Below are 25864 nucleotides of genomic sequence, written 5' to 3'. Positions count from 1 at the left end.
GAGTCCATCAAAACCCCTTGGGTGTTGTATGGTTAAGCCTCACGGGCAATTAGTACAGGTTAGCTCAACGCCTCACAACGCTTACACACCCTGCCTATCAACGTCCTGGTCTCGGACAACCCTTCAGAGCACTTAAAGTGCCAGGGAGAACTCATCTCAGGGCTCGCTTCCCGCTTAGATGCTTTCAGCGGTTATCGATTCCGAACTTAGCTACCGGGCAATGCGTCTGGCGACACAACCCGAACACCAGAGGTTCGTCCACTCCGGTCCTCTCGTACTAGGAGCAGCCCCCTTCAATTCTCCAACGCCCACGGCAGATAGGGACCGAACTGTCTCACGACGTTCTAAACCCAGCTCGCGTACCACTTTAAATGGCGAACAGCCATACCCTTGGGACCGACTTCAGCCCCAGGATGTGATGAGCCGACATCGAGGTGCCAAACACCGCCGTCGATATGAACTCTTGGGCGGTATCAGCCTGTTATCCCCGGAGTACCTTTTATCCGTTGAGCGATGGCCCTTCCATTCAGAACCACCGGATCACTATGACCTGCTTTCGCACCTGCTCGAGCCGTCACTCTCGCAGTTAAGCGGGCTTATGCCATTGCACTAACCTCACGATGTCCAACCGTGATTAGCCCACCTTCGTGCTCCTCCGTTACTCTTTGGGAGGAGACCGCCCCAGTCAAACTACCCACCAGACACTGTCCTTGTCCCGGATGACGGGACTAAGTTAGAACATCAAACATACAAGGGTGGTATTTCAAGGTCGGCTCCATGCATACTGGCGTACACACTTCAAAGCCTCCCACCTATCCTACACATGTAGGCTCAATGTTCAGTGCCAAGCTGTAGTAAAGGTTCACGGGGTCTTTCCGTCTAGCCGCGGGTACACTGCATCTTCACAGCGATTTCAATTTCACTGAGTCTCGGGTGGAGACAGCGTGGCCATCATTACGCCATTCGTGCAGGTCGGAACTTACCCGACAAGGAATTTCGCTACCTTAGGACCGTTATAGTTACGGCCGCCGTTTACCGGGGCTTCGATCAAGAGCTTCGCCTAAGCTAACCCCATCAATTAACCTTCCGGCACCGGGCAGGCGTCACACCGTATACGTCATCTTACGATTTTGCACAGTGCTGTGTTTTTAATAAACAGTTGCAGCCACCTGGTATCTGCGACTCCCCTCAGCTCCATCCGCAAGGGACTTCACCATGAGGAGCGTACCTTCTCCCGAAGTTACGGTACCATTTTGCCTAGTTCCTTCACCCGAGTTCTCTCAAGCGCCTTGGTATTCTCTACCCGACCACCTGTGTCGGTTTGGGGTACGATTCCTTACAATCTGAAGCTTAGAGGCTTTTCCTGGAAGCATGGCATCAATGACTTCACTACCTTAGTAGCCCGACATCGTGTCTCGGCCTTAAAGAAATCCGGATTTACCTGAATTTCAAGCCTACGCACTTGAACCTGGACAACCGTCGCCAGGCCCATCTAGCCTTCTCCGTCCCCCCATCGCAATTGTAAGAAGTACGGGAATATTAACCCGTTTCCCATCGACTACGCTTTTCAGCCTCGCCTTAGGGGTCGACTTACCCTGCCCCGATTAACGTTGGACAGGAACCCTTGGTCTTCCGGCGTGGGGGTTTTTCACCCCCATTATCGTTACTCATGTCAGCATTCGCACTTCTGATACGTCCAGCATGCCTTACAGCACACCTTCAACCGCTTACAGAACGCTCCCCTACCCAATACATAAAATGCATTGCCGCAGCTTCGGTTTATTGCTTAGCCCCGTTACATCTTCCGCGCAGGCCGACTCGACTAGTGAGCTATTACGCTTTCTTTAAATGATGGCTGCTTCTAAGCCAACATCCTAGCTGTCTGAGCCTTCCCACATCGTTTCCCACTTAGCAATAATTTGGGACCTTAGCTGGCGGTCTGGGTTGTTTCCCTCTCCACGACGGACGTTAGCACCCGCCGTGTGTCTCCCGGATAGTACTTACTGGTATTCGGAGTTTGCAAAGGGTTGGTAAGTCGGGATGACCCCCTAGCCTTAACAGTGCTCTACCCCCAGTAGTATTCGTCCGAGGCGCTACCTAAATAGCTTTCGGGGAGAACCAGCTATCTCCGGGTTTGATTGGCCTTTCACCCCTAGCCACAAGTCATCCGCTAATTTTTCAACATTAGTCGGTTCGGTCCTCCAGTTGATGTTACTCAACCTTCAACCTGCCCATGGCTAGATCACCCGGTTTCGGGTCTATATCCAGAGACTGAACGCCCAGTTAAGACTCGCTTTCGCTACGGCTTCCCTATCCGGTTAACCTTGCCACTGAATATAAGTCGCTGACCCATTATACAAAAGGTACGCAGTCACCCCATTAAAGAGGCTCCTACTGCTTGTACGTATACGGTTTCAGGTTCTGTTTCACTCCCCTCACAGGGGTTCTTTTCGCCTTTCCCTCACGGTACTGGTTCACTATCGGTCAGTCAGGAGTATTTAGCCTTGGAGGATGGTCCCCCCATGTTCAGACAGGATATCACGTGTCCCGTCCTACTCGTTTTCACCTTATTTGCATCTTCGGTTACGGGGCTGTCACCCTGTATCGCGGCACTTTCCAGAGCCTTCACCTGACACATATAAAACTTAAGGGCTAATCCGGGGTCGCTCGCCGCTACTGCCGGAATCTCTGTTGATTTCTTTTCCTCGGGGTACTTAGATGTTTCAGTTCCCCCGGTTCGCCTCATTTACCTATGTATTCAGTAAATGATATCTGCTGATGCAGATGGGTTTCCCCATTCGGAAATCCCGGACTCATGTGGGTCTTACTCCCTCATCCGGGCTTATCGCAAGTTAGTACGTCCTTCATCGCCTCTGACTGCCAAGGCATCCACCGTATACGCTTAGTCACTTAACCATACAACCCCAAAGGGTCTTACGGTCAAACAACCAAGGTTGTCTGCAATTATTTAAACATGATGCAGACTTTGATTTTGCCGGACTCAAATTTTTTCTTCTGCCGAAGCAGAAGCCAAGAACACTTGAATGTGTGTTGGTGTATTCATTTCTGAATACTTTGAGAACTTTTACAAACAATCTAAAAGATTGTTTTGTCAGCTTTCCAAATTGTTAAAGAGCTTAAGTGTCATAAACACTTCTTAATGACTTTCAACGTCAGAAAATCTGACCACATCACAGAAACGTAGTCTGATTACTATCACCAAAAGTAATTAAGAAGTGGTGGGCGATACCGGGTTCGAACCAGTGACCCCCTGCTTGTAAGGCAGGTGCTCTCCCAACTGAGCTAATCGCCCGTTTTCGATATGGTGGAGCTATGCGGGATCGAACCGCAGACCTCCTGCGTGCAAGGCAGGCGCTCTCCCAGCTGAGCTATAGCCCCATATCAAAAATGGTGGGTCGTACAGGATTCGAACCTGTGACCAATTGGTTAAAAGCCAACTGCTCTACCAGCTGAGCTAACGACCCGTCTTTCTTTAAAAGAAAGTGGTATCCCGTAGGGGAGTCGAACCCCTGTTACCGCCGTGAAAGGGCGGTGTCCTAGGCCTCTAGACGAACGGGACACTTTCATATCTCTTTTCTAAACCAAATCAATCTGTGTGAGCACTCATCAACGTATCTTTATCGTTAAGGAGGTGATCCAGCGCCAGGTTCCCCTAGCGCTACCTTGTTACGACTTCACCCCAGTCATGAACCACAAAGTGGCAAGCGTCCTCCCGAAGGTTAAACTACCTGCTTCTTTTGCAGCCCACTCCCATGGTGTGACGGGCGGTGTGTACAAGGCCCGGGAACGTATTCACCGTAGCATTCTGATCTACGATTACTAGCGATTCCGACTTCATGGAGTCGAGTTGCAGACTCCAATCCGGACTACGACGGACTTTTTGGGATTCGCACACTCTCGCAAGTTAGCTGCCCTCTGTATCCGCCATTGTAGCACGTGTGTAGCCCTACTCGTAAGGGCCATGATGACTTGACGTCGTCCCCACCTTCCTCCGGTTTATCACCGGCAGTCTCCCTGAAGTTCCCACCCGAAGTGCTGGCAATCAAGGATAAGGGTTGCGCTCGTTGCGGGACTTAACCCAACATTTCACAACACGAGCTGACGACAGCCATGCAGCACCTGTCTCATAGTTCCCGAAGGCACACTCGAATCTCTTCAAGCTTCTATGGATGTCAAGAGTAGGTAAGGTTCTTCGCGTTGCATCGAATTAAACCACATGCTCCACCGCTTGTGCGGGCCCCCGTCAATTCATTTGAGTTTTAATCTTGCGACCGTACTCCCCAGGCGGTCTACTTAACGCGTTAGCTCCGAAAGCCACGGCTCAAGGCCACAACCTCCAAGTAGACATCGTTTACGGCGTGGACTACCAGGGTATCTAATCCTGTTTGCTCCCCACGCTTTCGCATCTGAGTGTCAGTATCTGTCCAGGGGGCCGCCTTCGCCACCGGTATTCCTTCAGATCTCTACGCATTTCACCGCTACACCTGAAATTCTACCCCCCTCTACAGTACTCTAGATGACCAGTTTCAAATGCTGTTCCGGGGTTAAGCCCCGGGCTTTCACATCTGACTTAATCATCCACCTGCATGCGCTTTACGCCCAGTAATTCCGATTAACGCTCGCACCCTCCGTATTACCGCGGCTGCTGGCACGGAGTTAGCCGGTGCTTCTTCTGTGGCTAACGTCAAAAGCAAAGCGTATTAAACTCTGCCCCTTCCTCACCACTGAAAGTACTTTACAACCCGAAGGCCTTCTTCATACACGCGGCATGGCTGCATCAGGCTTGCGCCCATTGTGCAATATTCCCCACTGCTGCCTCCCGTAGGAGTCTGGACCGTGTCTCAGTTCCAGTGTGGCTGATCATCCTCTCAGACCAGCTAGGGATCGTCGCCTTGGTGAGCTCTTACCTCACCAACAAGCTAATCCCACCTGGGCATATCCCGACGCGAGAGGCCCGAAGGTCCCCCTCTTTAGTCCGTAGACATTATGCGGTATTAGCCATCGTTTCCAATGGTTATCCCCCACATCAGGGCAATTTCCCAGGCATTACTCACCCGTCCGCCGCTCGACGCCAAGAAAGCAAGCTTTCTTTCGTTTCCGCCCGACTTGCATGTGTTAAGCCTGCCGCCAGCGTTCAATCTGAGCCATGATCAAACTCTTCAATTAAAGTTTTTTGAAGCCTAAGCTTCGGCTCAGTGATTACTGAATTGACTGTGCCGCTATTCATTCTGCAACTCAAAGCTGCTTCCTGATAGCTGTTGGTCACTCATTCTCACTGATAAATCTTTTATAAGATATCAATTAACGAGTACCCACACAGATTGATTGGTTTATATTGTTAAAGAGCTGCTCTTCTCAGCGTTGCTTCGAAGAGGCGGCCATTCTAGCGAGATAATTTTCAGTGTCAAACACTTTTTTTAAATTTTTCTCTTTAGCCCTGACCGGACTCACATCGTTCAGGCAGTTGTTGTTGCCATCCCGTGTCAGTGGGGCGCATTATAGGGGAGTAATTATATCTGGCAAGCACTTTTTTGAAGTTTTTTTAATTTTCTTTCTAAGTGAACGCTTTTCACACAAAACGCTTATCTTTTGCTATATTTTCCGGCGATTTACTGCATTTTATCATGAGTAAGATCCAAATGATGAAGTTGGTTGTTGATATCTGACGCATTATTATTTGGTGTATAGCTTTAAGAAAGCAGCCCAAAAATATCACCACCATAGAAATAGAAGGAAATTAAGTCATGTCGGCTTTAAGAAGTTATAAAGGTATTTCTCCTAAAACAGGTCAAGGCGTCTATATAGATAGCACTTCAGTGATTGTCGGAGATGTACAGATCGGCGATCAATCAAGTGTATGGCCATTAGTTTCCGCCCGTGGAGACGTGAATTCAATTAAAATCGGAGAAAGAACAAATATCCAGGATGGCAGCGTATTACATGTCACACATAAAAATAAGAAAAACCCACAAGGGTATCCTCTTATTATTGGTAATGAAGTGACGATTGGTCATAAAGTCATGCTTCATGGCTGCATCATCAAGAATCGCGTTTTGGTTGGTATGGGCTCAATTCTGCTGGATGGCGCAATCATCGAAGATGAAGTCATCATAGGGGCCGGTAGTTTGGTTCCTCCGGGTAAGACGCTTGAAAGTGGCTATCTGTATCTTGGCAGCCCGGTCAAACAAGCCCGCCCATTGACTGAGGATGAACGGGCATTCCTTGTTAAATCTGCGGACAATTATGTTCAAAACAAAAATGACTACCTGAATGAAATCATGCCAGTTCAACAGGACTGAGACTAAATCTCGATATACCCTTGCTCATTATAGTGATCGTTTTCTATTTCACTTTCTGCTATCTCTTCTATATCGAAACGGTATTGAACAAAAACATCCAGCGCATTATTGCTATCGACAGTTGATTGCCCTGAAATTTTTTTCAGGGCAGGTAATGAGATGAAACATTCAATGAGATTACCGGATTGTTGTGCAGGAAAACAAACTTTCTGCGTGTCATCACACCATGATTGAATGTCTGGAAAAATCACTGATTGATTCATACAGCACCTTCGAGGTTGCGCCGTAATTCACTGAGAACCTGCCGGGTTCCGGGCCGAATCCCCCGCCACAACATAAAACTTTCAGCAGCCTGACCAACCAGCATTCCCAAACCATCATAGGCATGCGCACAACCATTTTCTACGGCCCATTGATTGAAAATCGTCTTCCCTTTCCCATACATCATGTCATAAGACACACTGTTTTCACCAAATATACAGTCAGATATTTCAGGTAACTGACCACTCAAACTTGCTGATGTAGAATTAATGATAATATCAAACCCGGATTTGATATCACTCATTGGCTTTACTGAAATATTTCCGAAAGGACTAAATATTTCACATAAACTCTCAGCCTTAGCTACAGTGCGATTTGTAATAACGATAGATGCTGGTTTCTGATTCAATAAAGGCTGTACCACTCCCCGAGCTGCACCTCCGGCACCAATCAACAGAATGTTTGCTCCGGCAATTGGTACCTGATGCTGTAATAAGTCAAAAACTAACCCTTCCCCGTCTGTGTTATCCCCAAGAATGCCGCCATCATCTAACTTTTTCAGTGTATTGACAGCTCCGGACAACCGGGCTCTTTCAGAAACCATATCTGCAAAATGATAAGCTTTTTCTTTGAAAGGAACTGTTACGTTACATCCTTTTCCACCTTGAGAGAAAAACTCATCCACTGATTTCTGAAAGCCATCAACAGGCGCTGACTCAGCGGTATAAACCATATCCTGATTTGTCTGGCGAGCAAAAAGTGTGTGTATAAACGGAGATTTACTATGCTGAATCGGATTACCAAACACAGCATATCGATCGGTTAAATGAACCATATGTTTTGCCTTTCTAAACGGATAATAATGTCATCCTATGAAACTACCACCTGATACCAAAACTGTCACCATTCTCTTGGCTGCAGATAATCTTGTAATTCGGCCTCTGCTGATCCCGCCTCTGGCTGATAATTGTATTCCCAGCGTACGAGTGGCGGCATCGACATTAAAATAGACTCAGTTCTTCCACCAGACTGCAAGCCAAATAAAGTCCCCCGATCCAAAACAAGGTTAAATTCAACATAACGCCCCCGACGATAAAGCTGAAACTGGCGTTCTCTTTCACCATAAGGCAGTGCTTTTCGTTTAGTGACAATTGGAAGGTAAGCTTCGGAATATCCAGCTCCGACGGCACGTATATAAGCAAAACATGTATTGAAATCCCATTGATTCAAATCATCAAAAAAAATTCCGCCAATTCCACGGCTTTCCTGACGATGCGGTAAATAAAAATATTCATCGCACCACAATTTATGTTGTTCATAAATCTCCGGCCCAAAAGGCTGGCAGATAGACCTTGCTACTGAATGCCATGCTCTGCAGTCTTCCTCAAATGGATAAAATGGCGTCAGGTCAAAACCTCCGCCAAACCACCAGATGGGTTGCTCGCCTTCTTTTTCTGCGATAAAAAAGCGCACATTCATATGTGATGTTGGTATATAAGGGTTTCGGGGATGAACAACCAAAGAGACCCCCATCGCCTCAAATTTTCTGCCTTTAAGTTCAGGGCGGTGTGCTGTCGCAGAAGCTGGCATTTCATCACCAGTTACATGAGAAAAGTTAACGCCACCCTGTTCAAATACAAGGCCATCTTTCATTATCCGGCTGCGTCCGCCGCCACCTAAACGTTCACCGGGTTTTCGTTCCCATAGATCCTGCTCAAAAACAGCTTCACCATCTTCACATTCCATCTGGTGACAAATCTCATCCTGTAAATTCAGCAGAAATTTTTTTACTGCCAGCTTATCTGTCTGCATCATCGGATTATCCTTTTCTCAAAACTTCTAAAGTGCGGGCATCTCTGATCTCGCTCGGTTTGTCACGTCCCCCTGTTTCGCCAGTCAGAATCGCATCTAATTCACTACCAAGTTGTTCTGTCACTTCCTCAGTTGTTAAACACGGTGGATATCCGGTTAAATTTGCACTTGTCGATGTGATTGGCTTGCCATACTCAGAACAAAGCTGTCGCACAAGCGGATGATCTGTGACCCGAACGGCAATCGTGTCAAACTGACCACTCAACCAGGGAGAAACTTTCGAGCCCGCAGGCATAATCCATGTGACAGGGCCAGGCCATGTAGACCTGACACGCATTAACTGTTCATCTGTTAATTGATGGACATGGATATATGGAAGTAACTGCTCAAAATCAGCCGCGATAAGAATAAGCCCTTTTTCAACAGGACGTTGCTTTAATTTCAGTAGCTTTTGAATGGCCTCAGGGGAGTCTGGATCACATCCGACACCAAAAACGCCTTCCGTAGGGTAAGCAATCACACCATTTTCATTTAAGGCTGCAACAACCTGCTCAAAGTTATTCATTCTTTTCGTAGCCTGTATTCAACATATTTTCAAAGATTAGCGTTGTAGTGTACAAATGATTATTCAGGAAAACTAAAGCTATTTACTTAAAATATAATATTGGTACACATCACCTTCACGCAAACGTTTTCCTTTGCAGGGTTTCACCGTATAATGCGCGAAAATTTCTCTTTTCATTATCAACAGGCACAGGAATCAGAGATGAAAGTCGGAATAATCATGGGATCCAAATCAGATTGGCCAACAATGAAACTGGCAGCAGAAATGCTGGATCAATTTGGCGTTGAATATGAAACAAAAGTTGTTTCTGCTCACCGGACACCCCATTTGCTGGCTGACTATGCCAGTGAAGCTAAAGAACGAGGCATCAAAGTGATTATTGCCGGTGCCGGTGGCGCAGCACACCTACCCGGAATGACAGCAGCCTTTACCAGTATTCCTGTACTTGGTGTACCTGTACAGTCTCGCGCACTCAAAGGCATGGACTCATTATTATCGATTGTCCAAATGCCAAAAGGGATTGCAGTAGGTACGCTTGCCATCGGGGAAGCCGGTGCAGCAAATGCAGGTATTTTAGCAGCCCAGATTATCGGTATTCATGAGCCTTCAGTCATGGCGAAAGTTGAGCAATTCCGCCAGTCTCAGACAGACATGGTCCTCTCTAACCCGAACCCGGATGAGGAATAATACCGATGCATGTTCTTGTCTTAGGCGCGGGTCAACTTGCCCGGATGATGTCGCTTGCAGGTGCACCTCTGAATATCAGAATTAGTGCATTTGATGTGGTCAGTGAGAAAATTGTTCATCCGCTCACGCAGGAAATATTAGGCTCAGGACTGGATACTGCCATTGAACAGGCAGATGTCATCACCGCAGAATTTGAACATATTCCCCATGATATCCTTCATCACTGTGAAAAAAGTGGCAAATTACTCCCGGGAGCTCAGGCCATCAAAACCGGTGGTGATCGTCGACTGGAGAAAAACATCCTGGATAAATCAGGCGTAAAGAGTGCCAAATACTATGTCATCAAAACCAGGGATGACTTTGATCATGCTATCCGCCATGTCGGTATCCCAATGGTACTGAAAACAGCACTGGGCGGTTATGATGGTAAAGGCCAGTGGCGATTGCAAACAAGTTCAGATGCAGATGAGATCTGGCCGGAAATTCAGAACAGCATTGATTCAACAGAGAATCAGGCCGTTGTTGCAGAAGAGTTCGTCCCTTTTGATCGCGAAGTATCTCTGGTCGGTGTCCGGGACAAGACCGGGAAAATTGTTATTTATTCTTTGTCAGAAAATATCCATACAAAAGGAGTTCTCAGCCTGTCGACATCGATTGATGATCCAGAACTTCAAAAACAGGCTCATTCGATGTTTTCAGCTGTTGCGAATACGCTGAATTACACTGGTGTTCTGGCTTTGGAATTTTTTGATGTCGGTGGCAAACTGCTTGTAAATGAAATCGCGCCCCGGGTCCACAATTCGGGACACTGGACACAACAGGGAGCGGAAACCTGCCAGTTTGAAAACCATTTGCGCGCCGTTTGTGGCTTACCTCTGGGCAGCACAAAATTAATTCGCCCAACAAGCATGATAAATATTCTGGGTGAAGATACTTTACCCGAAGCAATTCTTGAAACAGATGGATGCCATATTCACTGGTACGGAAAAGAAAAGCGCCCCGGCAGAAAAATGGGGCATATAAATGTTTGCGCTGAAGATTATACCGGGCTTCAGCAAACCTTAGCTTCATTAGCAAAGGTTCTCGATGAAGAATCTTTTCCGGCAGTCCATCAATTCACTGAAGTATAGAAATATAAAGGAAAGGTTATACTGGTCATGGCACGGCCATCAGGTGCCATGGCCGTCTTCTTCATAGCCACATTTTTTACTGGCACAGATTTTTTTCACACCCGATGCTGTTTTCTTTTCCACCAGCAACTGAAAACCACACTGACTACAAACACCTTCCAGAGGCTGAGAATTAACGGCAAATTTACACTTTGGATAACAATCACATGCCCAGAAAACCTTACCAAAACGAGACTTTCTTTCAACAAGAGTACCTTCATGACACTCCGGGCAAATCAATCGTTTTTGCGGCTTCTGCTCATGAGATTCAAATGGTTCTGTATGTTCACATTCAGGATAATTGCTACACCCGATAAACATTCCGTAGCGCCCCTGACGCAATACCAGCTCATGGCCGCACTCAGAACAGTTCACACCAAGTGATTTAACAATATGCCCGTCATTTTGGTGAAGTGGTTGAATGTAATCACAATCCGGATAGGAAGAACAGCCAAGAAAAGAACCATGTTTACCATGACGAAGCTGTAAAGGAGATTGACACTGGGGACATAAGCCTTTTTCTGCTAACGCATGAGCATGGGCAGAAAAAAGCTGTTGATTAATTTTATTTCGACTCATCACTGACTAGCTGCTAATGCAAAATACCCTGCTCGTTTGTATAGAGCCACTCTTCCATTAATGTATAAGCATTTTCATTTCCCGGCACATTAAACAACACCATTAAGATAATCCATTTAAGATCATCCAGCTCAAACGCAGCGGTTTCCAGCCCCATAACACGGTCAATGACCATCTCCCGGGTTTCTGGTGTCAGAACTTTTATTTGTTCCAGGAATAACAAAAAGCCCCTACATTCTGCATCAAGACGAACCGACTCTTTCTCAGTAAAAATCCGCATTGCCGTTGTCGCACTGACAGACAATGGGGAATGAACATCACTCTGTTGTAATGACGCTAACTCTTCCAACCAATGAAGGGCTTTAAAGATCTCTTTTTGATGAAACCCTGCTCGTAGCAGTTCATCTTCTAACTCATCCTGATCAACTTGTAACTCAGCATCGCTATGGATGTAAGTTTCAAACAGATACATAAGAATATCCATCATCATAGCTAGCCCCTCCCCTTACGAATATAACCACCAGTAACAGCAACAACATGTCCGGAAAGCTCTAAATCCAAAAGTTGCCTCATAACTTCATAGACAGGTATATTGGTCCGGGTTGCAAGAATATCAACTGGTGTGGCTTCTACTCCTACGTTAGCTAACAGTTCAGCAAATGGCAATTCTTTGTCTACATTTAATGGGGGAAAAAGCTCACTTTGTTGATTTTTTTTCTGATCTATTGTCCATGAAGAGAGTGTTCCTACTTCTTCCATAACTTGCCGGGGATTAAAAACCAAACTTGCACCACTGCGTATCAGCTGATTACTCCCCCGGTAACCAGCCTGATGAATACTCCCCGGAATGACAAAAACATCTCTGTTTTGTTCTGCAGCATACTTTGCCGTAATCAGAGAACCGCTTTTCTCAGCCGCTTCTACAACCAGTACCCCAACAGACAACCCGCTGATAATCCGGTTTCTGCGTGGAAAATTTGTTGGCTTTGGCGGTTCAGAAGGACAAAACTCAGAAATTAAAGCGCCCGCACCTTCAATAATTCTGGATGCCAGCTTCCGGTGGCGGGAAGGATAAATATGATTCAGACCGGTTCCCAAAACGGCGACAGTTTGCCCGCCGCCTTGCAAAGCGCCATCATGTGCATGTCCATCAATACCGATCGCTAAACCACTGGTCACAACCAGCCCATGACTGACAAATTCTTTCGCAAACTGCCAGGCATCCTGCCGGCCAGGATGGCTGGCGGCTCTGCTTCCAACGATCGCTATCTGAGGGAGAGATAATACATCTGTATTTCCCTGCACAAATAACAAAGGGGGTGCACCAGCTGTCTCTTTTAATAAAGCAGGATAGTCAGAAGCGTAATATGGAAGAATAAAGCGGTTTTCTACTTCACATTTCCATGTCATGCAAGCATCAGAAATACCATTCGCGCCGGTGGTTAGATATTGGATCTGATCAGGCTTCAGTCCAAGATGTTTCCAGTCTGCTTTTGAATACCGGCTCAACGATGACAAAGAATCATGGCGCAGTATTTTTTGTAATCTCTTAATCCCTAAACGAGGTGTCATTGATAACTTAATCCAAAGTAAAAGTTCATTTTCTGCTTCAGAATCAGCATATAAGCTCATTAAAGATTCCTGTAAAAATTAAAAGAGATAACGCTCAAAAACAATTCCGGTATTCCTTTCAGAAAAAAATCAGAACTAAAAGAAGATAATGGACACTCCGGTTAAATGGCTTATATCTTCTTTAAATTGTTATCACATGCTGTCAATTGAAGCTTAAAATGTCTAGAATTGGAGCATTCAACTTTATTTTCTTTCGACACATTTCAACGATTTGAGTGTATATGTCTGTATTACAAGTATTAACATTTCCTGATGAGCGCTTACGTAAAGTCGCTAAACCGGTGGAAAAAGTCACACCGGAAATACAAAAAATTGTCGATGACATGCTGGAAACTATGTATGCCGAAGATGGTATTGGTCTTGCTGCAACTCAGGTTGATATTCACCTGCGTATCGTCGTCATTGACGTTTCAGAAACCAGAGACCAGCCCCGTGTTTTAATTAATCCTGAAATTACAGAAAAACGCGGAGAAGATGGCATTGAAGAAGGTTGCTTGTCCGTCCCGGGTTCCAGAGCCCTTGTTCCCAGAGCTGCAGAAATCACGGCCAAAGCACTGGACAGAGACGGAAATGAATACACATTTGAAGCAGAAGACCTTCTGGCTATTTGCGTTCAACATGAATTAGATCATCTGTTAGGAAAGCTATTCGTTGACTACCTTTCTCCACTAAAACGCAAGCGGATAAAAGATAAGCTGGAAAAAATAAAACGAGCCAACGAAAGAAATAAAAAACATGAATAAGTGAGGTTACCTTGACTGAATCTCTTCGAATAGTCTTTGCAGGTACTCCGGATTTTGCCGCCCGTCATCTGGCGGCATTATTGTCTTCGGAGCATGAAGTTATTGGCGTTTATACACAACCAGATCGCCCTGCTGGGCGTGGCAAAAAATTGACTGCAAGCCCGGTAAAAGAACTGGCTGCCACACATCAGATTCCGGTGTTTCAGCCTGAAAATTTTAAATCTGATGATGATAAACAGGTTCTCAAAGATTTAAATGCTGACATCATGGTTGTGGTTGCTTATGGATTACTATTGCCACGTGCTGTTTTAGATACGCCCAAATATGGCTGTATCAATGTTCATGGTTCCATTCTTCCCCGCTGGCGCGGCGCGGCGCCTATTCAGCGTTCAATCTGGGCTGGTGATAAAGAAACCGGGGTAACCATTATGCAAATGGATATCGGGCTGGATACCGGGGATATGCTGAATATCGCGACAACACCAATAATGCCTGATGATACCAGTGCATCAATGTACGAAAAACTGGCTGAACTGGGCCCGGGAGCTTTGTTAGAAACCTTGAGTCAAGTGAAACAAAACCAGACACAACCAATCAGGCAAGACGATGACCTTGCTTGTTATGCAAAAAAACTCAGTAAAGAAGAAGCCAAAATAGACTGGACCCAGCCAGCTGATCATATCGAAAGATGTATCAGGGCATTCATTCCGTGGCCTATGTGCTTTTTCGATGTTGCAGAACAGAATATCAAAGTCTGGCGGGCACAATTATCGGAACATCATGCAGAACACCCTGCAGGTACAATTATTCAGGCGGATAAGACAGGGATTCATGTGTCGACAGGAAAAGGAGTAATTGTGCTGCAGGAGCTGCAAATTCCCGGCAAAAAAGCCATGTCTGTTCAGAATATTCTGAACTCAAGAGCTGAATGGTTTCAACCCGGAACCCAGTTATCTTAATCTTCCGTAAGTCATTAAAAATGAAAGAGTTCAGGTTGTCTTCATGAATGTTCGATCAGCAGCAGCTTCCGTTGTATATCAGGTTGTGGATAAGGGTATGTCTCTATCTGCCGTCTTACCGGAATTTCAGCAAAAAATCAGACCAAGAGATCAGGCACTATTACAGGAAATATGTTTTGGTGTTCTTCGTCATCTTCCCCAGTTGGAAGTTATTGTAAGAGAATTAATGGATAAGCCTTTTAAAGGAAAACAAAGGGTTTTTCATCATTTGTTATTAGTGGGGCTTTATCAGATAAAAATGATGCGGATCCCTGATCATGCTGCTGTAGGTGAAACCGTGAACGCAACACATGATCTAAAAGGCTCAAAGCTTCGGGGATTAATCAATGCTGTTCTTCGGAACTACCAGCGCCGGCAGCAAGAGCTTGACCTTAAATCAGTTCAGAATAACTCAGCCAAATATTGCCACCCCGGGTGGCTGATCCGCTCTCTTCAGGAGAGCTATCCGGAGCAGTGGCAACAAATCTTTGAGGCCAACAATAACAAGGCTCCAATGTGGCTGAGAGTCAACAGGACACATCATTCAAGAGATGATTACCTTCAATTGTTGAAAGACTCAAATATTGATGTATGTCTACACTCTGAAGCAGAAGACGCCATAAAATTGGCCGCTCCTTGTGATGTATCAAAATTACCGGGATTTTCTCAGGGTTGGGTTTCGGTTCAGGATGCTGCAGCTCAGTTATCCGTGCGATACCTGAAACCTCAACCAGAAGAGTTGATACTTGACTGTTGTGCTGCACCGGGAGGAAAAACCGCACATATTCTCGAACATGTGCCGGAAATTAAGGTTGTTAGTGTAGATAATGATGAATTCAGGCTGAAACGGGTATATGAAAACCTGAACAGATTGAATTTGAAAGCAGAAGTCATATGTGGCGATGCACGTTATCCGGAAAGCTGGTGGCATGGCGGACAGTTTGACCGGATATTACTTGATGCCCCATGTTCAGCAACAGGTGTAATTCGCCGCCATCCGGATATCAAGTGGCTGCGCAGAAGTGAAGATATCAATGCGCTGGCTACGATTCAAAGTGAAATACTGGATGCGATGTGGGCTCAACTGAAACCTGGCGGAACTCTGGTTTATGCGACCTGTTCGATTATGCCACAAGAGAATAGTCAACAAATAAAGTCGTTTTTATCTCGCACAGAAAATGCACAACTGATAGATTCGGATGAAAATAATCCAGGCAGACAAATATTACCTGGTGAAGAAGATATGGACGGTTTTTACTACGCTGTGTTAAGAAAGCATGTTAAAAAGTAATATAACCACATCATTGTAAGTGGCAAACAAGAGAATTATGTTATGAAAATCATCATTCTTGGTGCCGGCCAGGTCGGTGGTACTTTGGCTGAGAACTTAGTTGGTGAGAACAACGATATAACTATCGTAGATAAAAGTAGCGAACGATTAAGAGAGCTACAGGATAAATACGATCTTCGCGTTGTTACCGGGCACGCCAGCCATCCGGATGTACTTCAGGAGGCCGGCGCACAAGATGCGGACATGCTTGTTGCTGTCACAAATACCGATGAAACAAACATGCTTGCCTGTCAGGTTGCCTTTACTTTATTTAATACACCTAACCGTATTGCACGAATTCGTTCGCCGGAATATCTGGCCGAGAAAGAAACGCTGTTTCACTCAGGCGCAGTTCCTGTTGATTACCTGATCGCGCCGGAAGAACTGGTCACAGGTTACATAGAAAGGCTGGTTCAATATCCCGGAGCCCTGCAGGTTGTTAGTTTTGCAAAAGACAAAGTCAGCCTTGTTGCTGTAAAAGCATACTATGGTGGTCCTCTGGTTGGGAATGCGCTTTCTGCACTACGGGAGCATATGCCGCATATAGAAGCCCGTGTTGCAGCTATCTTCCGTCAGGGACATCCGATACGACCACAGGGTACAACAATCATTGAAGCCGATGATGAAGTATTTTTTGTTGCTGCCAGTAATCACATTCGCTCAGTGATGAGTGAACTTCAGCGATTAGAAAAGCCATACCGACGGGTCATGATCGTTGGTGGCGGTAATATTGGCTCCAGTCTGGCAAAGCGCCTGGAGCACAGCTACAGCGTTAAACTCATAGAACGCGATTACAAAAGAGCTGAGTTGCTATCTGAAGAGCTGGAAAATACGATTGTTTTTTGTGGTGATGCAGCTGATCAGGAATTACTGACTGAGGAAAATATCGATCAGGTTGATGTTTTTATTGCTTTGACCAACGAAGATGAAACGAACATTATGTCAGCCATGTTAGCCAAGCGTCTTGGTGCGAAAAAAGCCATGGTTCTGATTCAAAGAAGCGCCTATGCCGATCTGGTTCAGGGAAGCGTCATCGATGTGGCTATTTCACCACAACAAGCGACAATATCAGCATTACTGACCCATGTTCGTCGTGCAGACATTGTGAATGTTTCATCTCTTCGCCGCGGCGCTGCCGAAGCAATTGAAGCGATTGCACACGGAGATGAGGTCACATCCAAGGTCGTAGGGCGGTCTGTTGGCGATATCAAACTCCCGCCAGGGACAACGATTGGTGCGATTGTGCGTGGCGAAGAAGTTTTAATCGCCCATGACCGGACCATTATCGAACAAGACGATCACGTCGTGATGTTCCTTGTTAATAAAAGATACGTTGCGGATGTTGAGGCTCTCTTCCAGCCCAGCCCCTTGTTCCTGTAGTAATTAAATTAGTGATACGTTGTCATGTTGAACTTTAAATCCATTCTGTTTGTATTGGGGTTGGTTCTCTCTAAACTAGCTTTATTTATGTATGTCCCGACTTTAGTTGCATTCTTCAGCGGGACAGGTGGCTTTCTGGATTTTGGTCAGGCTGTCATCATCACGCATATAGTTGCTTTCATTTGTCTGACTCTCGGCAGAACGGCCAATTTTAAATTAAACGTGAGGGACATGTTTCTGATTACGACACTGGTGTGGAGTGTCGCCAGTGCATTTGCAGCATTACCTTTTGTGTTTATCAATCATATCAGTTTCACCGATGCTTATTTTGAAACCATGTCCGGTATCACCACAACAGGTTCAACTGTGTTAAGCGGCCTAGATCATATGGCGCCCAGTATTTTACTATGGCGATCAATCCTGCAATGGCTAGGCGGCGTCGGATTTATTGTCATGGCAGTAGCCGTCCTGCCAATGCTGAATGTTGGGGGAATGAAACTATTCCAGACTGAATCATCTGACTGGTCCGACAAAAGCAGCCCCCGAGCAAAAACCGTCGCTAAAAATATTGTGGCTGTTTATCTTGTTTTGACCCTGTTTTGCTGCATTGGATATGTGTTAACCGGAATGACGGTGTTTGAAGCCATCAATCATTCCTTTACAACTTTATCAACCGGAGGTTATTCGACATCCGATGGTTCAATGAACCATTTTTCTAACGGCGCCCACTGGGTTGCGACCGTCTTTATGTTCTTAGGGGGCCTGCCCTTTTTACTCTTTGTTATTGCAGTGAAAAAAAAGAGAGCCGTTGAATTGTATAAAGATGCCCAGGTCCGTGGGTTTTTCTATTTATTTATGTTAACCAGTACCATCGTGGCACTCTGGCTGAATATACACAACGGATATCCGGTTCTCGACGCATTCCGGGTCGCAATGTTTAATATCGTATCCGTATTAACAACGACAGGTTATGGCCTGGATGACTTTACCGCCTGGGGAGCTCTGCCCAGTACACTATTTATATTTTTGATGGTTGTCGGCGCTTGTTCCGGCTCTACAGCCGGTGGTATCAAGATTTTCCGGTTTCAAATCGCAGTGACATTACTACACAAACAAATGATGAAGCTGATTCATCCATCAGGTGTATTCGTTCAGAGATACAACTCACGCCCCGTAAATGACGATATTATCCGCTCTGTTGTCGCTTTTGCGATTACATTTTTTATGACGATCATCCTGATTGCCGGCATATTAAGTGCCATTGGACTTGATCCAACAACAAGCATTTCTGGTGCAATCACAGCCGTTTCAAATGTTGGTCCGGGAATGGGAACAATTATTGGTCCAACAGGTAATTTTTCATCCCTGCCAGATTTAGCGAAATGGCTACTTAGTTTTGGCATGCTCATGGGAAGGCTGGAAATATTAACTATTCTGGTATTATTTTTCCCTGCTTTCTGGAGAAGCTAAAACCTTCTGAAGTGACAAACTCAAACACCTGTATATTGATGATAATTTGTGCAGATCATCATCGATTTCTATAATAGTTAATGCTATCCTAACGTAGTAATAAGCACATTAGTTCTTGAATAACTATTTGGATGGGCACTCGGCCCAAAATGAGTTTTCTTAATCACCAGCTGATTTGAACAGAATGAACTCAATAGTTACTTCAGGCCGTTAAATAACAAGGGAAATGTAAAACCATCAGGTAACAATAATGCCCGCAGCCCCAGCCAGGTACTCGCACGATCACGGCAGCGCTTCACGCCGCCGCAGTAGCTTCGCTAAAGCGAAAGTAACTCAAAAAAACACACCAGTAATGACCCCCGCAGAAAAACAGATCTTAAACACTCCGGATTCAAGCGGAAAAGATGTGACGAAAGCAGCCTGAGAATGACTGCAGATTCGGAAATAAGCGCAGTTTTAACTGCGCTTTAATTATGCTTGTTTATTGGTATTTACACCGCAATTTGTTACTTTGTACAACTATCAAGTCATCAAAGGTCAACTGACCTGAGTTATAAATGGGTAAAAGTATGAAGTGTCATCGTATAGAAGAGCTACTCGAACTTCTGGAACCTGAATGGCAAAAAGATTCTGAACTGAATCTGATGCAATTCATCATCAAACTGGCTCAGGAAGCTGGATACAGTGAAGAGATTGAATCTCTCACGGATGATGTTCTCATTTATCACCTGAAAATGCGCAACAGCGACAAAGATGAAATGATTCCGGGCCTGAAAAAAGATCAGGAAGACGATTTCAAAACAGCGATACTAAAAGCCCGGGGCATTATTCAATCAGACTGATACAAATCAGAATTAGACCATACCTACCGGCTGTAAAAGAACCAACATCAGCAGGGATTATATTCTTTTATACAATGAACAATGAACAATGAACGATTATGTCGCAGGCTTCTTTTAACTTTAACGCGCTCACTCCTGATTTAGTCTGGTACGCTTTAGAAAATATTGGTATCCGTGCTGAATCCGGCTTCCTTCCTTTGAATAGCTACGAAAACCGGGTCTATCAGTTTACAGACGAACAAAACCGTCGCTATGTAGTTAAATTTTATAGACCGGATCGCTGGACAAACGAACAAATACTGGAAGAACACAGCTTTACTCAGGAATTAGCTGACGCAGAGATCCCCGTTGTTTCTCCGGTTGATGTAGATGGACAAACTCTCCACCAATATCAGGGTTACTGGTTCACTCTGTTTCCCAGTGTTGGCGGGAGACAATTTGAAGTAGATAACGATGAACAATTAGAGTGGGTTGGCCGCTTTCTGGGAAGAATACATCAGGTTGCCAAAACAAAGACATTTGAACACCGGCCCGATATATCTCTGAGTGATTATCTTTATCAACCAGGAACATATCTTGAAAACTCTCATTTTATTCCGGCACACATCCAGAAATCATTTTTTTCAGATCTTCATCTACTGATCAATACAATAGAAAAATACTGGCCAGAAAACCTCTCATACATTCGCCTGCACGGTGATTGTCACCCGGGAAATATTTTGTGGAGAGAAGGCCCGGTATTTGTTGATTTGGATGATGCCCGCAATGGACCTGCCATACAAGATATCTGGATGCTGTTAAATGGAGAACGCCATGAAAGAATCACTCAACTGGATATAATTCTTGAAGGCTATCAGGAGTTTTGCGATTTTAACCCATCAGAGATGAAACTAATTGAACCTTTACGTGGTCTACGAATGGTACACTACATGGCGTGGCTGGCCAAAAGATGGGAGGATCCAGCATTTCCTCTGGCATTTCCCTGGTTTAACGACCCTAAATATTGGGAATCCCAAGTGCTTGCATTTAAAGAGCAAATTGCAGCATTAGAAGAGCCACCATTATCTCTGATACCATGAATTAATAAGAATGCTCAACAAATGGAGTTTATAATGAAAAAGCTGTTTGCATTATTTGCAACCCTAATCATCAGTTTATCGGTCCAGGCTGACCCATATAAGGAAGGGGTAAACTATCAGGTCCTTGATTTACCTCATTCAACTAACCCGACGGTTACAGAGTACTTTTCATTTTATTGCCCGCATTGCTTCGAATTTGAACCTGTTATTCAAAAACTGAAATTACACTTACCAAAAGACACCGAATTCCAGAAAAATCATGTCTCGTTCATGGGCGGGAGCATGGGTGCTCCAATGAGCAAAGCTTATGCAACCATGATTTCTTTAGGTGTTGAAGACAAAATGATACCGGTCATGTTTAACCGTATTCATGTTGAAAGAAATGCACCGAAAACTGAAGCGGCTCTCAAACAAATTTTTATCGATCAGGGTGTTGATGCAAAGAAATTTGATGCAACGTTTAACAGTTTTGCTGTTGACTCAATGGCACGTCGTTTTGATAAAGGTTTTCAGGAAAGTAAATTAACAGGTGTGCCATCAGTGATAGTGAATAACAAATATCTGGTTGTAACACGTGGTATCAAAGACAATGAAGATTACTTTAAATTAGTTGATTTTCTGCTGAAAAAATAATGCTATAGGAATGATTGAAAAGGGAGGTATGCCTGACATATCTCCCTTTTCTTTTTAAAAATACATGAATATGCCCAAACAACCTGAAGATGCATGATTCAGCTCACGCCCTGCAGGTGAGTTTGTCTTGCTCTGATATGGCGTGACTGATTTTCACCGTAGAATAATTTGGGTATAAAACAGAGATAGTTAATCGTTAGTCATCTGTTCGTTGATAAACCACTTTCAAACGCTGATCTTTTTGTGCCCAGATATTTGCCAGCCACTTCTGAAACTGACGTTTATATGGTTTGTCATTAAAATAATCTCCCCGAACCCGCTCATCAACCGGTAAAACATCAATATGGACAACGATTCGCTCCATTTTTCCCATAAGCATATCTTTAAAAGGAGTCTCTTGATTTTCAGGATAAGCCAGCGTTACATCAACAACATTTTCAAAAAGCTCACCCATAGCGGCCAGTGTATAAGCGATTCCACCTGACTTTGGTGGCAACAAATAGTTATATTCAGTCTGATGCTTTTGTTTCTCAGTGGTAAAGCGCGTTCCTTCAACATAGTTAACAACTGTTGTGGGAATATGCTTAAACTTTGTACATGAACGACGGGTTGTTTCCAGATCCTGTCCTCTCTTTTCCGGATGACGAATCAGATATCCTCTTGAATAACGGCGCATAAAAGGCATATCCAAAGCCCAGCAGCTCATACCAATGAAAGGAACATAGAGAAGCTGATATTTGAGGAAAAATTTTGGCATGGGAATTTTATCTTTAAAAACACTGCATAAAACAACAATATCAGCCCAACTAATATGATTACTAATCATCAAATACCATCCATCTTTATGCAAAGAATCTCCACCCTGAATATCCCATTCAACATGATTAGATAAAGATAGTATTTTCAAATTCAAAGTTGCCCACAACCACATCATGACATTAGCTAATTTTGTTGCATAAAATTTTAAGGCCTTGAATGGCAGCACTAATTTGATAACGGCTGTCAGACAAATCATAACCGAGCAAAATACGGTATTCAGCAGCACTAAAAAGATATTTATAATTAAAAGTAGATAAGCCAGCATATATTGTTGTTTGTTACGATAAAAAGATGGTAATTATACAAACTCAATTGCTGAATAAAAACTTAGGTGTGAAAAAATCTGGTAACTACACGCTCATCGCTGTTAATTGCTTCAGCAAACGGTCCATTGCCCGATACCCAAGTGCTTCCGCTAAATGATGCCGGGAAATCTGTCTTTCCCCGGCTAAATCAGCAATCGTCCTGGCAACTTTAATAATGCGATGATAGGCACGAACTGATAACCCCAAATGATGTAAAGCACTTTCAAGAAACTCAGCATCTTCATGCTCCAGCACACAGAACTTTTCTATTTCCTGATTCGACAATAATGCATTTGCTTTACCACTTCGTTCCATCATAACCTGACGTGCTTGTATGACCCGGCTCCGGACAGTTAAGGTCGATTCTCCCCGGCTTCCTCCATTCGACAACATTCCTTTAGGCAAAGCCGGAATTTCTACCGACAGATCAAAACGATCGAGCAATGGCCCGGAAATCCGGCTCAGGTAACGCAGAATATGCTGAGGATTAACATGAGCACTGTCTGATTCATAGTAACCCGAGAGACTGGGATTCAATGCTCCGACTAACTGAAACCTGGCCGGAAAACGGGTCTTCCCCTGTGCCCGGGAAATAATAATCTCGCCCGATTCCAATGGCTCGCGCAATGAATCAAGAGCCTTTCTTTCGAACTCAGGCATTTCATCCAGAAACAATAATCCATTATGTGCCAGAGAAATTTCCCCAGGCCTTGGAACAGATCCTCCCCCGACTAATGCCGCCATTGAACTGGAGTGGTGTGGCGCCCGAAATGGACGTTTCTTCCAGTTATATTGATGAATATCCTGCTGAGTTAACGATGCAACTGCAGCTGTTTCCAAAGCTTCTTCATCGGTCATATCAGGTATAAGATCGCACAACCGGGATGCCAGCATTGTCTTACCTGTCCCCGGAGGCCCAAGAAATAGCTGGTTATGTTATAATCCTACCAATGCCATAAGAGCGGATTTTAGCAATGAAAAAGGCTTATTCCTACATACGCTACTCATCAGCGCAACAAGCCAAGGGTGATAGCTTTAGACGACAATTTTCAGCAACACAAGCATATTGTGAAAAAAACGGCTATGAACTAGATACAGAATTAGCCGTTTATCAAGAGCTTGGTGTATCAGGCGTTGACGGTGATCAGGAAAATCTCAAAAGATTTATTGATGATTGTGAAACAGGCAAAGTCAAAAAAGGTTCATTACTGATCGTTGAAAACCTTGATCGCCTATCACGTAAAAAAATCAATAAAGCAATGCGTCAGTTTCTGCATTTGCTCGATTATGTAGATATTTACACACTTCAAGACCAAAAACTATACTCACAGAATGATGATGTCGATAGTGAAACTCAACTTTTAGACGTTATGACAAGCTTGATAGTAATGAGTCGAGCTTATGAAGAATCAGCCACAAAAAAGAAACGATTAAAAGAAAGTTGGGACTCTAAAAGGAAGAACATTGATAATAAAAAACTAACTTCTTTGATCCCACATTGGCTAGAATTGTCCGAAGATAGAACAGAATTTCGCTTAAAAAAAGACAAAGTAGAGATAATTAAGTATATCTATAAAAAATCAATTGATGGTATGGGTGTATCACAGCTTATAAGGCACTTAAACGAAAACTTAACCCAATTCCCTACCCCAACACATAAAAGCAAGTTGTGGGCTAGGACAAGCCTCTCACGAATACTTACAGATAGATCTGTATTAGGGGAATATCAGCCACATATCGGAAAACATAACGGGATCGGTGAAAATAAACGCAAGCCTCTAGGCGATCCAATCCCAGATTATTACCCTCAAATCATTGATGAAGAAACTTTTCTAAAGGCTCAAATTGCTAGAAAAAGCAGAGTTATAGGTCGTGGTAAAGTCAACCGCAACAAGTTTTCTAATCTATTTCGTAATATCTTACGGTGTGGCTATTGTGATGGAAAAATTGAGTATGTTGATAAGGGTGATGGTTCAAGAGGTGGTAAATATCTAACTTGCTCTAATGCTAAAAGAGGCGGTGATTGCACTCACAACAAGCATTACAAGTATTTACCGTTAGAATTGATGTTGCTACATCTAACTACTGAAAATGGCTTTATGCCAAAACCAGAAGCACCTACAGAACTAAATTTGCGATTAGCAAAAGTTCAGGATCTTAACGAAAAAGCAGAATCTCAACTTAATTTTTTACTAGAAGATGATTTTTCAATCCCTGCAATTAAAGAAAAAATCAGAATTTTATCAAAAGAAATTGAAAGTTACAGATCAGAAATTGAAGATATTGAAAATAAAATTTTAACTTTTAAACCTGATTATACATATTCCGACCTGTATCAAAATGTAATTCTTGAGAAAGACTCAGTTTTACTATCATCTAATAGAATGACTTATAACAGTTATTTATCTAAAAAAATAGAATCAGCATATTTATTCAATGATTATAGTAATTTCATTTTATTCAAGATGAAAGATCAGCACGTTCATACAGTTATGATTGATGAACAATATAATTTTGGTGGTTGTTCATTACCAAATAACAATATGACATATAAACGTTTAAATGGCGAGAAAACGCCAATTGATGAGATGATTTGGCAAATACAACAGAACTTTTTAATATTAATTGATAGTTGCAAAGGGTTAAATAACAATAAACTAAACAATTATTTAAATAGAATTAACAAATTAATCAGCAAAATAATAATCCAACAAGAAATTGAATTATTTAATAAAGTTCTTTTCCAGATAGAAAAAGCTACTAAGTTATTAAACAAAGTTCAAAAGGATAACCAGAGCGCCCGCTAGGGCATCTTTGGGGGTATCAGGGGGGACAAGCCCCCCTGCAACTAAAAAAAAAATGCCAATCAAATTAAATACAATTGTATATAACAAGAATCCACATAATAGATAAGAAGAGATATGTTATTTTAAAAGTTATATATTGAAAGCATTGTTATTATTGGTTTCGCTAATAAATAAGGTGTTACCTCTACATAACTACAGTAGTTAATATAAATAACTACTGTAATTACCAATCATAACTACTGTAGTTATTTTAACCAATATGACCATTCTAATAATATAGTGTCATAACATTTTAAATGTTAATAACTATAACTACTGTAGTTATATTATCCAGATTATCTTAAATAATAACATAACATTTAAAAAGTTACTTTAAGGCATTGACAAAATATTTAAATATGGTTTATTTAAGTTATAAAACTTAAAAAGGAAC

At 43.5% G+C, this 25864-nt stretch carries 21 protein-coding genes, 4 tRNA genes, 2 rRNA genes and 1 pseudogene; 13 read left to right on the top strand and 15 right to left on the bottom strand.

Going from position 1 to position 25864, the window contains the following annotated elements:
- Positions 1–28 precede the first annotated feature (28 nt).
- The 6 genes from OC443_RS00315 to OC443_RS00290 all read right to left on the bottom strand — a co-directional run bounded on the left by OC443_RS00315 (position 29) and on the right by OC443_RS00290 (position 5187).
- Positions 29–2916, bottom strand: a 23S ribosomal RNA gene (locus OC443_RS00315).
- 321 nt (positions 2917–3237) lie between these two features.
- Positions 3238–3313, bottom strand: a tRNA-Val gene (locus OC443_RS00310).
- 10 nt (positions 3314–3323) lie between these two features.
- A tRNA-Ala gene (locus OC443_RS00305) sits at positions 3324–3399 on the bottom strand.
- Positions 3400–3409: 10 nt separating this feature from the next.
- A tRNA-Lys gene (locus OC443_RS00300) sits at positions 3410–3485 on the bottom strand.
- Between the two features lie 19 nt (positions 3486–3504).
- Positions 3505–3580 (bottom strand) — tRNA-Glu (locus OC443_RS00295).
- 65 nt (positions 3581–3645) lie between these two features.
- Positions 3646–5187 (bottom strand): 16S ribosomal RNA (locus OC443_RS00290).
- The 16S and 23S rRNA genes sit together here with 4 tRNA genes alongside, the layout of an rRNA operon.
- Before the next feature lie 578 nt (positions 5188–5765).
- On the opposite strand from OC443_RS00290, the gene OC443_RS00285 reads away from it, so the two are divergent.
- Positions 5766–6320: a gamma carbonic anhydrase family protein gene (locus tag OC443_RS00285; RefSeq protein WP_073579218.1), complete on the top strand. Its 555-nt coding sequence runs from the start codon at positions 5766–5768 to the stop codon at positions 6318–6320.
- 2 nt (positions 6321–6322) lie between these two features.
- On the opposite strand, the gene OC443_RS00280 is transcribed toward OC443_RS00285, so the two are convergent.
- From OC443_RS00280 to OC443_RS00265, 4 genes are all read right to left on the bottom strand, one after another.
- The gene (locus OC443_RS00280; protein ID WP_073579219.1) at positions 6323–6583 is read right to left on the bottom strand and encodes a DUF1488 family protein; all 261 of its coding nucleotides are present in this window, start codon (positions 6581–6583) and stop codon (positions 6323–6325) included.
- Complete coding sequence (aroE, locus tag OC443_RS00275) at positions 6580–7416, bottom strand: shikimate dehydrogenase (RefSeq protein ID WP_073579220.1); 837 nt, start codon at positions 7414–7416, stop codon at positions 6580–6582. The genes OC443_RS00280 and aroE overlap by 4 nt, the downstream gene beginning before the upstream one ends.
- 65 nt (positions 7417–7481) lie before the next feature.
- A complete protein-coding gene (gene hemF / locus OC443_RS00270; RefSeq protein ID WP_073579221.1) occupies positions 7482–8396 on the bottom strand; it encodes an oxygen-dependent coproporphyrinogen oxidase in 915 nt (304 codons plus the stop codon).
- Positions 8397–8400: 4 nt separating this feature from the next.
- Positions 8401–8958: an L-threonylcarbamoyladenylate synthase gene (locus OC443_RS00265; protein ID WP_073579222.1), complete on the bottom strand. Its 558-nt coding sequence runs from the start codon at positions 8956–8958 to the stop codon at positions 8401–8403.
- Between the two features lie 201 nt (positions 8959–9159).
- Here OC443_RS00265 and purE point away from each other — a divergent pair, with 201 nt between their 5' ends.
- The gene (gene purE / locus OC443_RS00260) at positions 9160–9645 is read left to right on the top strand and encodes a 5-(carboxyamino)imidazole ribonucleotide mutase (protein WP_073579246.1); all 486 of its coding nucleotides are present in this window, start codon (positions 9160–9162) and stop codon (positions 9643–9645) included.
- A 5-nt stretch (positions 9646–9650) separates the two neighbouring features.
- Entirely contained in the window at positions 9651–10775 is a 1125-nt protein-coding gene (locus OC443_RS00255) for a 5-(carboxyamino)imidazole ribonucleotide synthase (protein ID WP_073579223.1), read from the top strand.
- Positions 10776–10814: 39 nt separating this feature from the next.
- Here OC443_RS00255 and OC443_RS00250 read toward each other — a convergent pair whose 3' ends face one another.
- From OC443_RS00250 to dprA, 3 genes are read right to left on the bottom strand one after another with little or no spacing between them, the layout of a single operon-like run.
- Complete coding sequence (locus OC443_RS00250) at positions 10815–11393, bottom strand: DNA topoisomerase family protein (RefSeq protein WP_073579224.1); 579 nt, start codon at positions 11391–11393, stop codon at positions 10815–10817.
- Between the two features lie 13 nt (positions 11394–11406).
- Complete coding sequence (locus OC443_RS00245; RefSeq protein WP_073579225.1) at positions 11407–11883, bottom strand: DUF494 family protein; 477 nt, start codon at positions 11881–11883, stop codon at positions 11407–11409.
- Between the two features lie 2 nt (positions 11884–11885).
- The gene (dprA, locus tag OC443_RS00240) at positions 11886–13025 is read right to left on the bottom strand and encodes a DNA-processing protein DprA (protein WP_073579226.1); all 1140 of its coding nucleotides are present in this window, start codon (positions 13023–13025) and stop codon (positions 11886–11888) included.
- 221 nt (positions 13026–13246) lie between these two features.
- Here dprA and def point away from each other — a divergent pair, with 221 nt between their 5' ends.
- The 9 genes from def to OC443_RS00195 all read left to right on the top strand — a co-directional run bounded on the left by def (position 13247) and on the right by OC443_RS00195 (position 21500).
- On the top strand, positions 13247–13768 hold the full coding sequence (gene def, locus OC443_RS00235) for a peptide deformylase (protein ID WP_073579227.1): 522 nt from the start codon (positions 13247–13249) through the stop codon (positions 13766–13768).
- 11 nt (positions 13769–13779) lie between these two features.
- Complete coding sequence (fmt, locus tag OC443_RS00230) at positions 13780–14727, top strand: methionyl-tRNA formyltransferase (RefSeq protein ID WP_073579228.1); 948 nt, start codon at positions 13780–13782, stop codon at positions 14725–14727.
- A 43-nt stretch (positions 14728–14770) separates the two neighbouring features.
- Positions 14771–16057: a 16S rRNA (cytosine(967)-C(5))-methyltransferase RsmB gene (gene rsmB, locus OC443_RS00225; protein ID WP_073579229.1), complete on the top strand. Its 1287-nt coding sequence runs from the start codon at positions 14771–14773 to the stop codon at positions 16055–16057.
- A gap of 42 nt (positions 16058–16099) precedes the next feature.
- A complete protein-coding gene (trkA, locus tag OC443_RS00220; protein ID WP_073579230.1) occupies positions 16100–17476 on the top strand; it encodes a Trk system potassium transporter TrkA in 1377 nt (458 codons plus the stop codon).
- 24 nt (positions 17477–17500) lie between these two features.
- Positions 17501–18946, top strand: a complete 1446-nt coding sequence (locus tag OC443_RS00215) for a TrkH family potassium uptake protein (RefSeq protein ID WP_073579231.1) — start codon at positions 17501–17503, stop codon at positions 18944–18946.
- Between the two features lie 250 nt (positions 18947–19196).
- Positions 19197–19370, top strand: coding sequence for a hypothetical protein (locus OC443_RS00210; RefSeq protein WP_159440288.1), 174 nt, complete (start codon positions 19197–19199; stop codon positions 19368–19370).
- 145 nt (positions 19371–19515) lie between these two features.
- Positions 19516–19788 carry a YihD family protein gene (locus tag OC443_RS00205; protein WP_073579247.1) on the top strand — a complete coding sequence of 91 codons (273 nt, stop codon included), beginning with the start codon at positions 19516–19518 and terminating at the stop codon, positions 19786–19788.
- 98 nt (positions 19789–19886) lie between these two features.
- Positions 19887–20867 (top strand): serine/threonine protein kinase, encoded by a 981-nt coding sequence (locus OC443_RS00200; RefSeq protein WP_073579232.1) that lies wholly within the window; start codon positions 19887–19889, stop codon positions 20865–20867.
- Between the two features lie 33 nt (positions 20868–20900).
- On the top strand, positions 20901–21500 hold the full coding sequence (locus OC443_RS00195) for a thiol:disulfide interchange protein DsbA/DsbL (RefSeq protein WP_073579233.1): 600 nt from the start codon (positions 20901–20903) through the stop codon (positions 21498–21500).
- Positions 21501–21696: 196 nt separating this feature from the next.
- On the opposite strand, the gene OC443_RS00190 is transcribed toward OC443_RS00195, so the two are convergent.
- Together OC443_RS00190 and OC443_RS00185 are read right to left on the bottom strand one after the other, a co-directional pair.
- A complete protein-coding gene (locus OC443_RS00190; protein WP_073579234.1) occupies positions 21697–22584 on the bottom strand; it encodes an acyltransferase in 888 nt (295 codons plus the stop codon).
- 85 nt (positions 22585–22669) lie between these two features.
- Positions 22670–23560: pseudogene (locus OC443_RS00185) on the bottom strand (YifB family Mg chelatase-like AAA ATPase); the annotation flags it as partial.
- Between the two features lie 38 nt (positions 23561–23598).
- Here OC443_RS00185 and OC443_RS00180 point away from each other — a divergent pair.
- Positions 23599–25431: a recombinase family protein gene (locus OC443_RS00180; protein WP_073579235.1), complete on the top strand. Its 1833-nt coding sequence runs from the start codon at positions 23599–23601 to the stop codon at positions 25429–25431.
- Positions 25432–25864 lie beyond the last annotated feature (433 nt).

This window comes from Vibrio quintilis (assembly GCF_024529975.1).
GTDB lineage: Bacteria > Pseudomonadota > Gammaproteobacteria > Enterobacterales > Vibrionaceae > Vibrio > Vibrio quintilis.
This window is presented reverse-complemented; position numbering and strand designations above follow the sequence as displayed.

What these genes read in the sequence shown, in the direction of transcription:
- OC443_RS00180 (WP_073579235.1), top strand. Translation starts at nt 23,599, where the DNA reads ATGAAAAAGGCTTATTCCTACATACGCTACTCATCAGCGCAACAAGCC.
- OC443_RS00280 (WP_073579219.1), bottom strand. Translation starts at nt 6,583, where the DNA reads ATGAATCAATCAGTGATTTTTCCAGACATTCAATCATGGTGTGATGAC.
- purE (WP_073579246.1), top strand. Translation starts at nt 9,160, where the DNA reads ATGAAAGTCGGAATAATCATGGGATCCAAATCAGATTGGCCAACAATG.
- OC443_RS00200 (WP_073579232.1), top strand. Translation starts at nt 19,887, where the DNA reads ATGTCGCAGGCTTCTTTTAACTTTAACGCGCTCACTCCTGATTTAGTC.
- OC443_RS00195 (WP_073579233.1), top strand. Translation starts at nt 20,901, where the DNA reads ATGAAAAAGCTGTTTGCATTATTTGCAACCCTAATCATCAGTTTATCG.
- OC443_RS00285 (WP_073579218.1), top strand. Translation starts at nt 5,766, where the DNA reads ATGTCGGCTTTAAGAAGTTATAAAGGTATTTCTCCTAAAACAGGTCAA.
- def (WP_073579227.1), top strand. Translation starts at nt 13,247, where the DNA reads ATGTCTGTATTACAAGTATTAACATTTCCTGATGAGCGCTTACGTAAA.
- OC443_RS00265 (WP_073579222.1), bottom strand. Translation starts at nt 8,958, where the DNA reads ATGAATAACTTTGAGCAGGTTGTTGCAGCCTTAAATGAAAATGGTGTG.
- OC443_RS00190 (WP_073579234.1), bottom strand. Translation starts at nt 22,584, where the DNA reads ATGCTGGCTTATCTACTTTTAATTATAAATATCTTTTTAGTGCTGCTG.
- hemF (WP_073579221.1), bottom strand. Translation starts at nt 8,396, where the DNA reads ATGATGCAGACAGATAAGCTGGCAGTAAAAAAATTTCTGCTGAATTTA.
- rsmB (WP_073579229.1), top strand. Translation starts at nt 14,771, where the DNA reads ATGAATGTTCGATCAGCAGCAGCTTCCGTTGTATATCAGGTTGTGGAT.
- OC443_RS00210 (WP_159440288.1), top strand. Translation starts at nt 19,197, where the DNA reads ATGCCCGCAGCCCCAGCCAGGTACTCGCACGATCACGGCAGCGCTTCA.
- OC443_RS00250 (WP_073579224.1), bottom strand. Translation starts at nt 11,393, where the DNA reads ATGAGTCGAAATAAAATTAATCAACAGCTTTTTTCTGCCCATGCTCAT.
- dprA (WP_073579226.1), bottom strand. Translation starts at nt 13,025, where the DNA reads ATGAGCTTATATGCTGATTCTGAAGCAGAAAATGAACTTTTACTTTGG.
- aroE (WP_073579220.1), bottom strand. Translation starts at nt 7,416, where the DNA reads ATGGTTCATTTAACCGATCGATATGCTGTGTTTGGTAATCCGATTCAG.
- OC443_RS00215 (WP_073579231.1), top strand. Translation starts at nt 17,501, where the DNA reads ATGTTGAACTTTAAATCCATTCTGTTTGTATTGGGGTTGGTTCTCTCT.
- trkA (WP_073579230.1), top strand. Translation starts at nt 16,100, where the DNA reads ATGAAAATCATCATTCTTGGTGCCGGCCAGGTCGGTGGTACTTTGGCT.
- OC443_RS00245 (WP_073579225.1), bottom strand. Translation starts at nt 11,883, where the DNA reads ATGATGATGGATATTCTTATGTATCTGTTTGAAACTTACATCCATAGC.
- OC443_RS00205 (WP_073579247.1), top strand. Translation starts at nt 19,516, where the DNA reads ATGAAGTGTCATCGTATAGAAGAGCTACTCGAACTTCTGGAACCTGAA.
- OC443_RS00255 (WP_073579223.1), top strand. Translation starts at nt 9,651, where the DNA reads ATGCATGTTCTTGTCTTAGGCGCGGGTCAACTTGCCCGGATGATGTCG.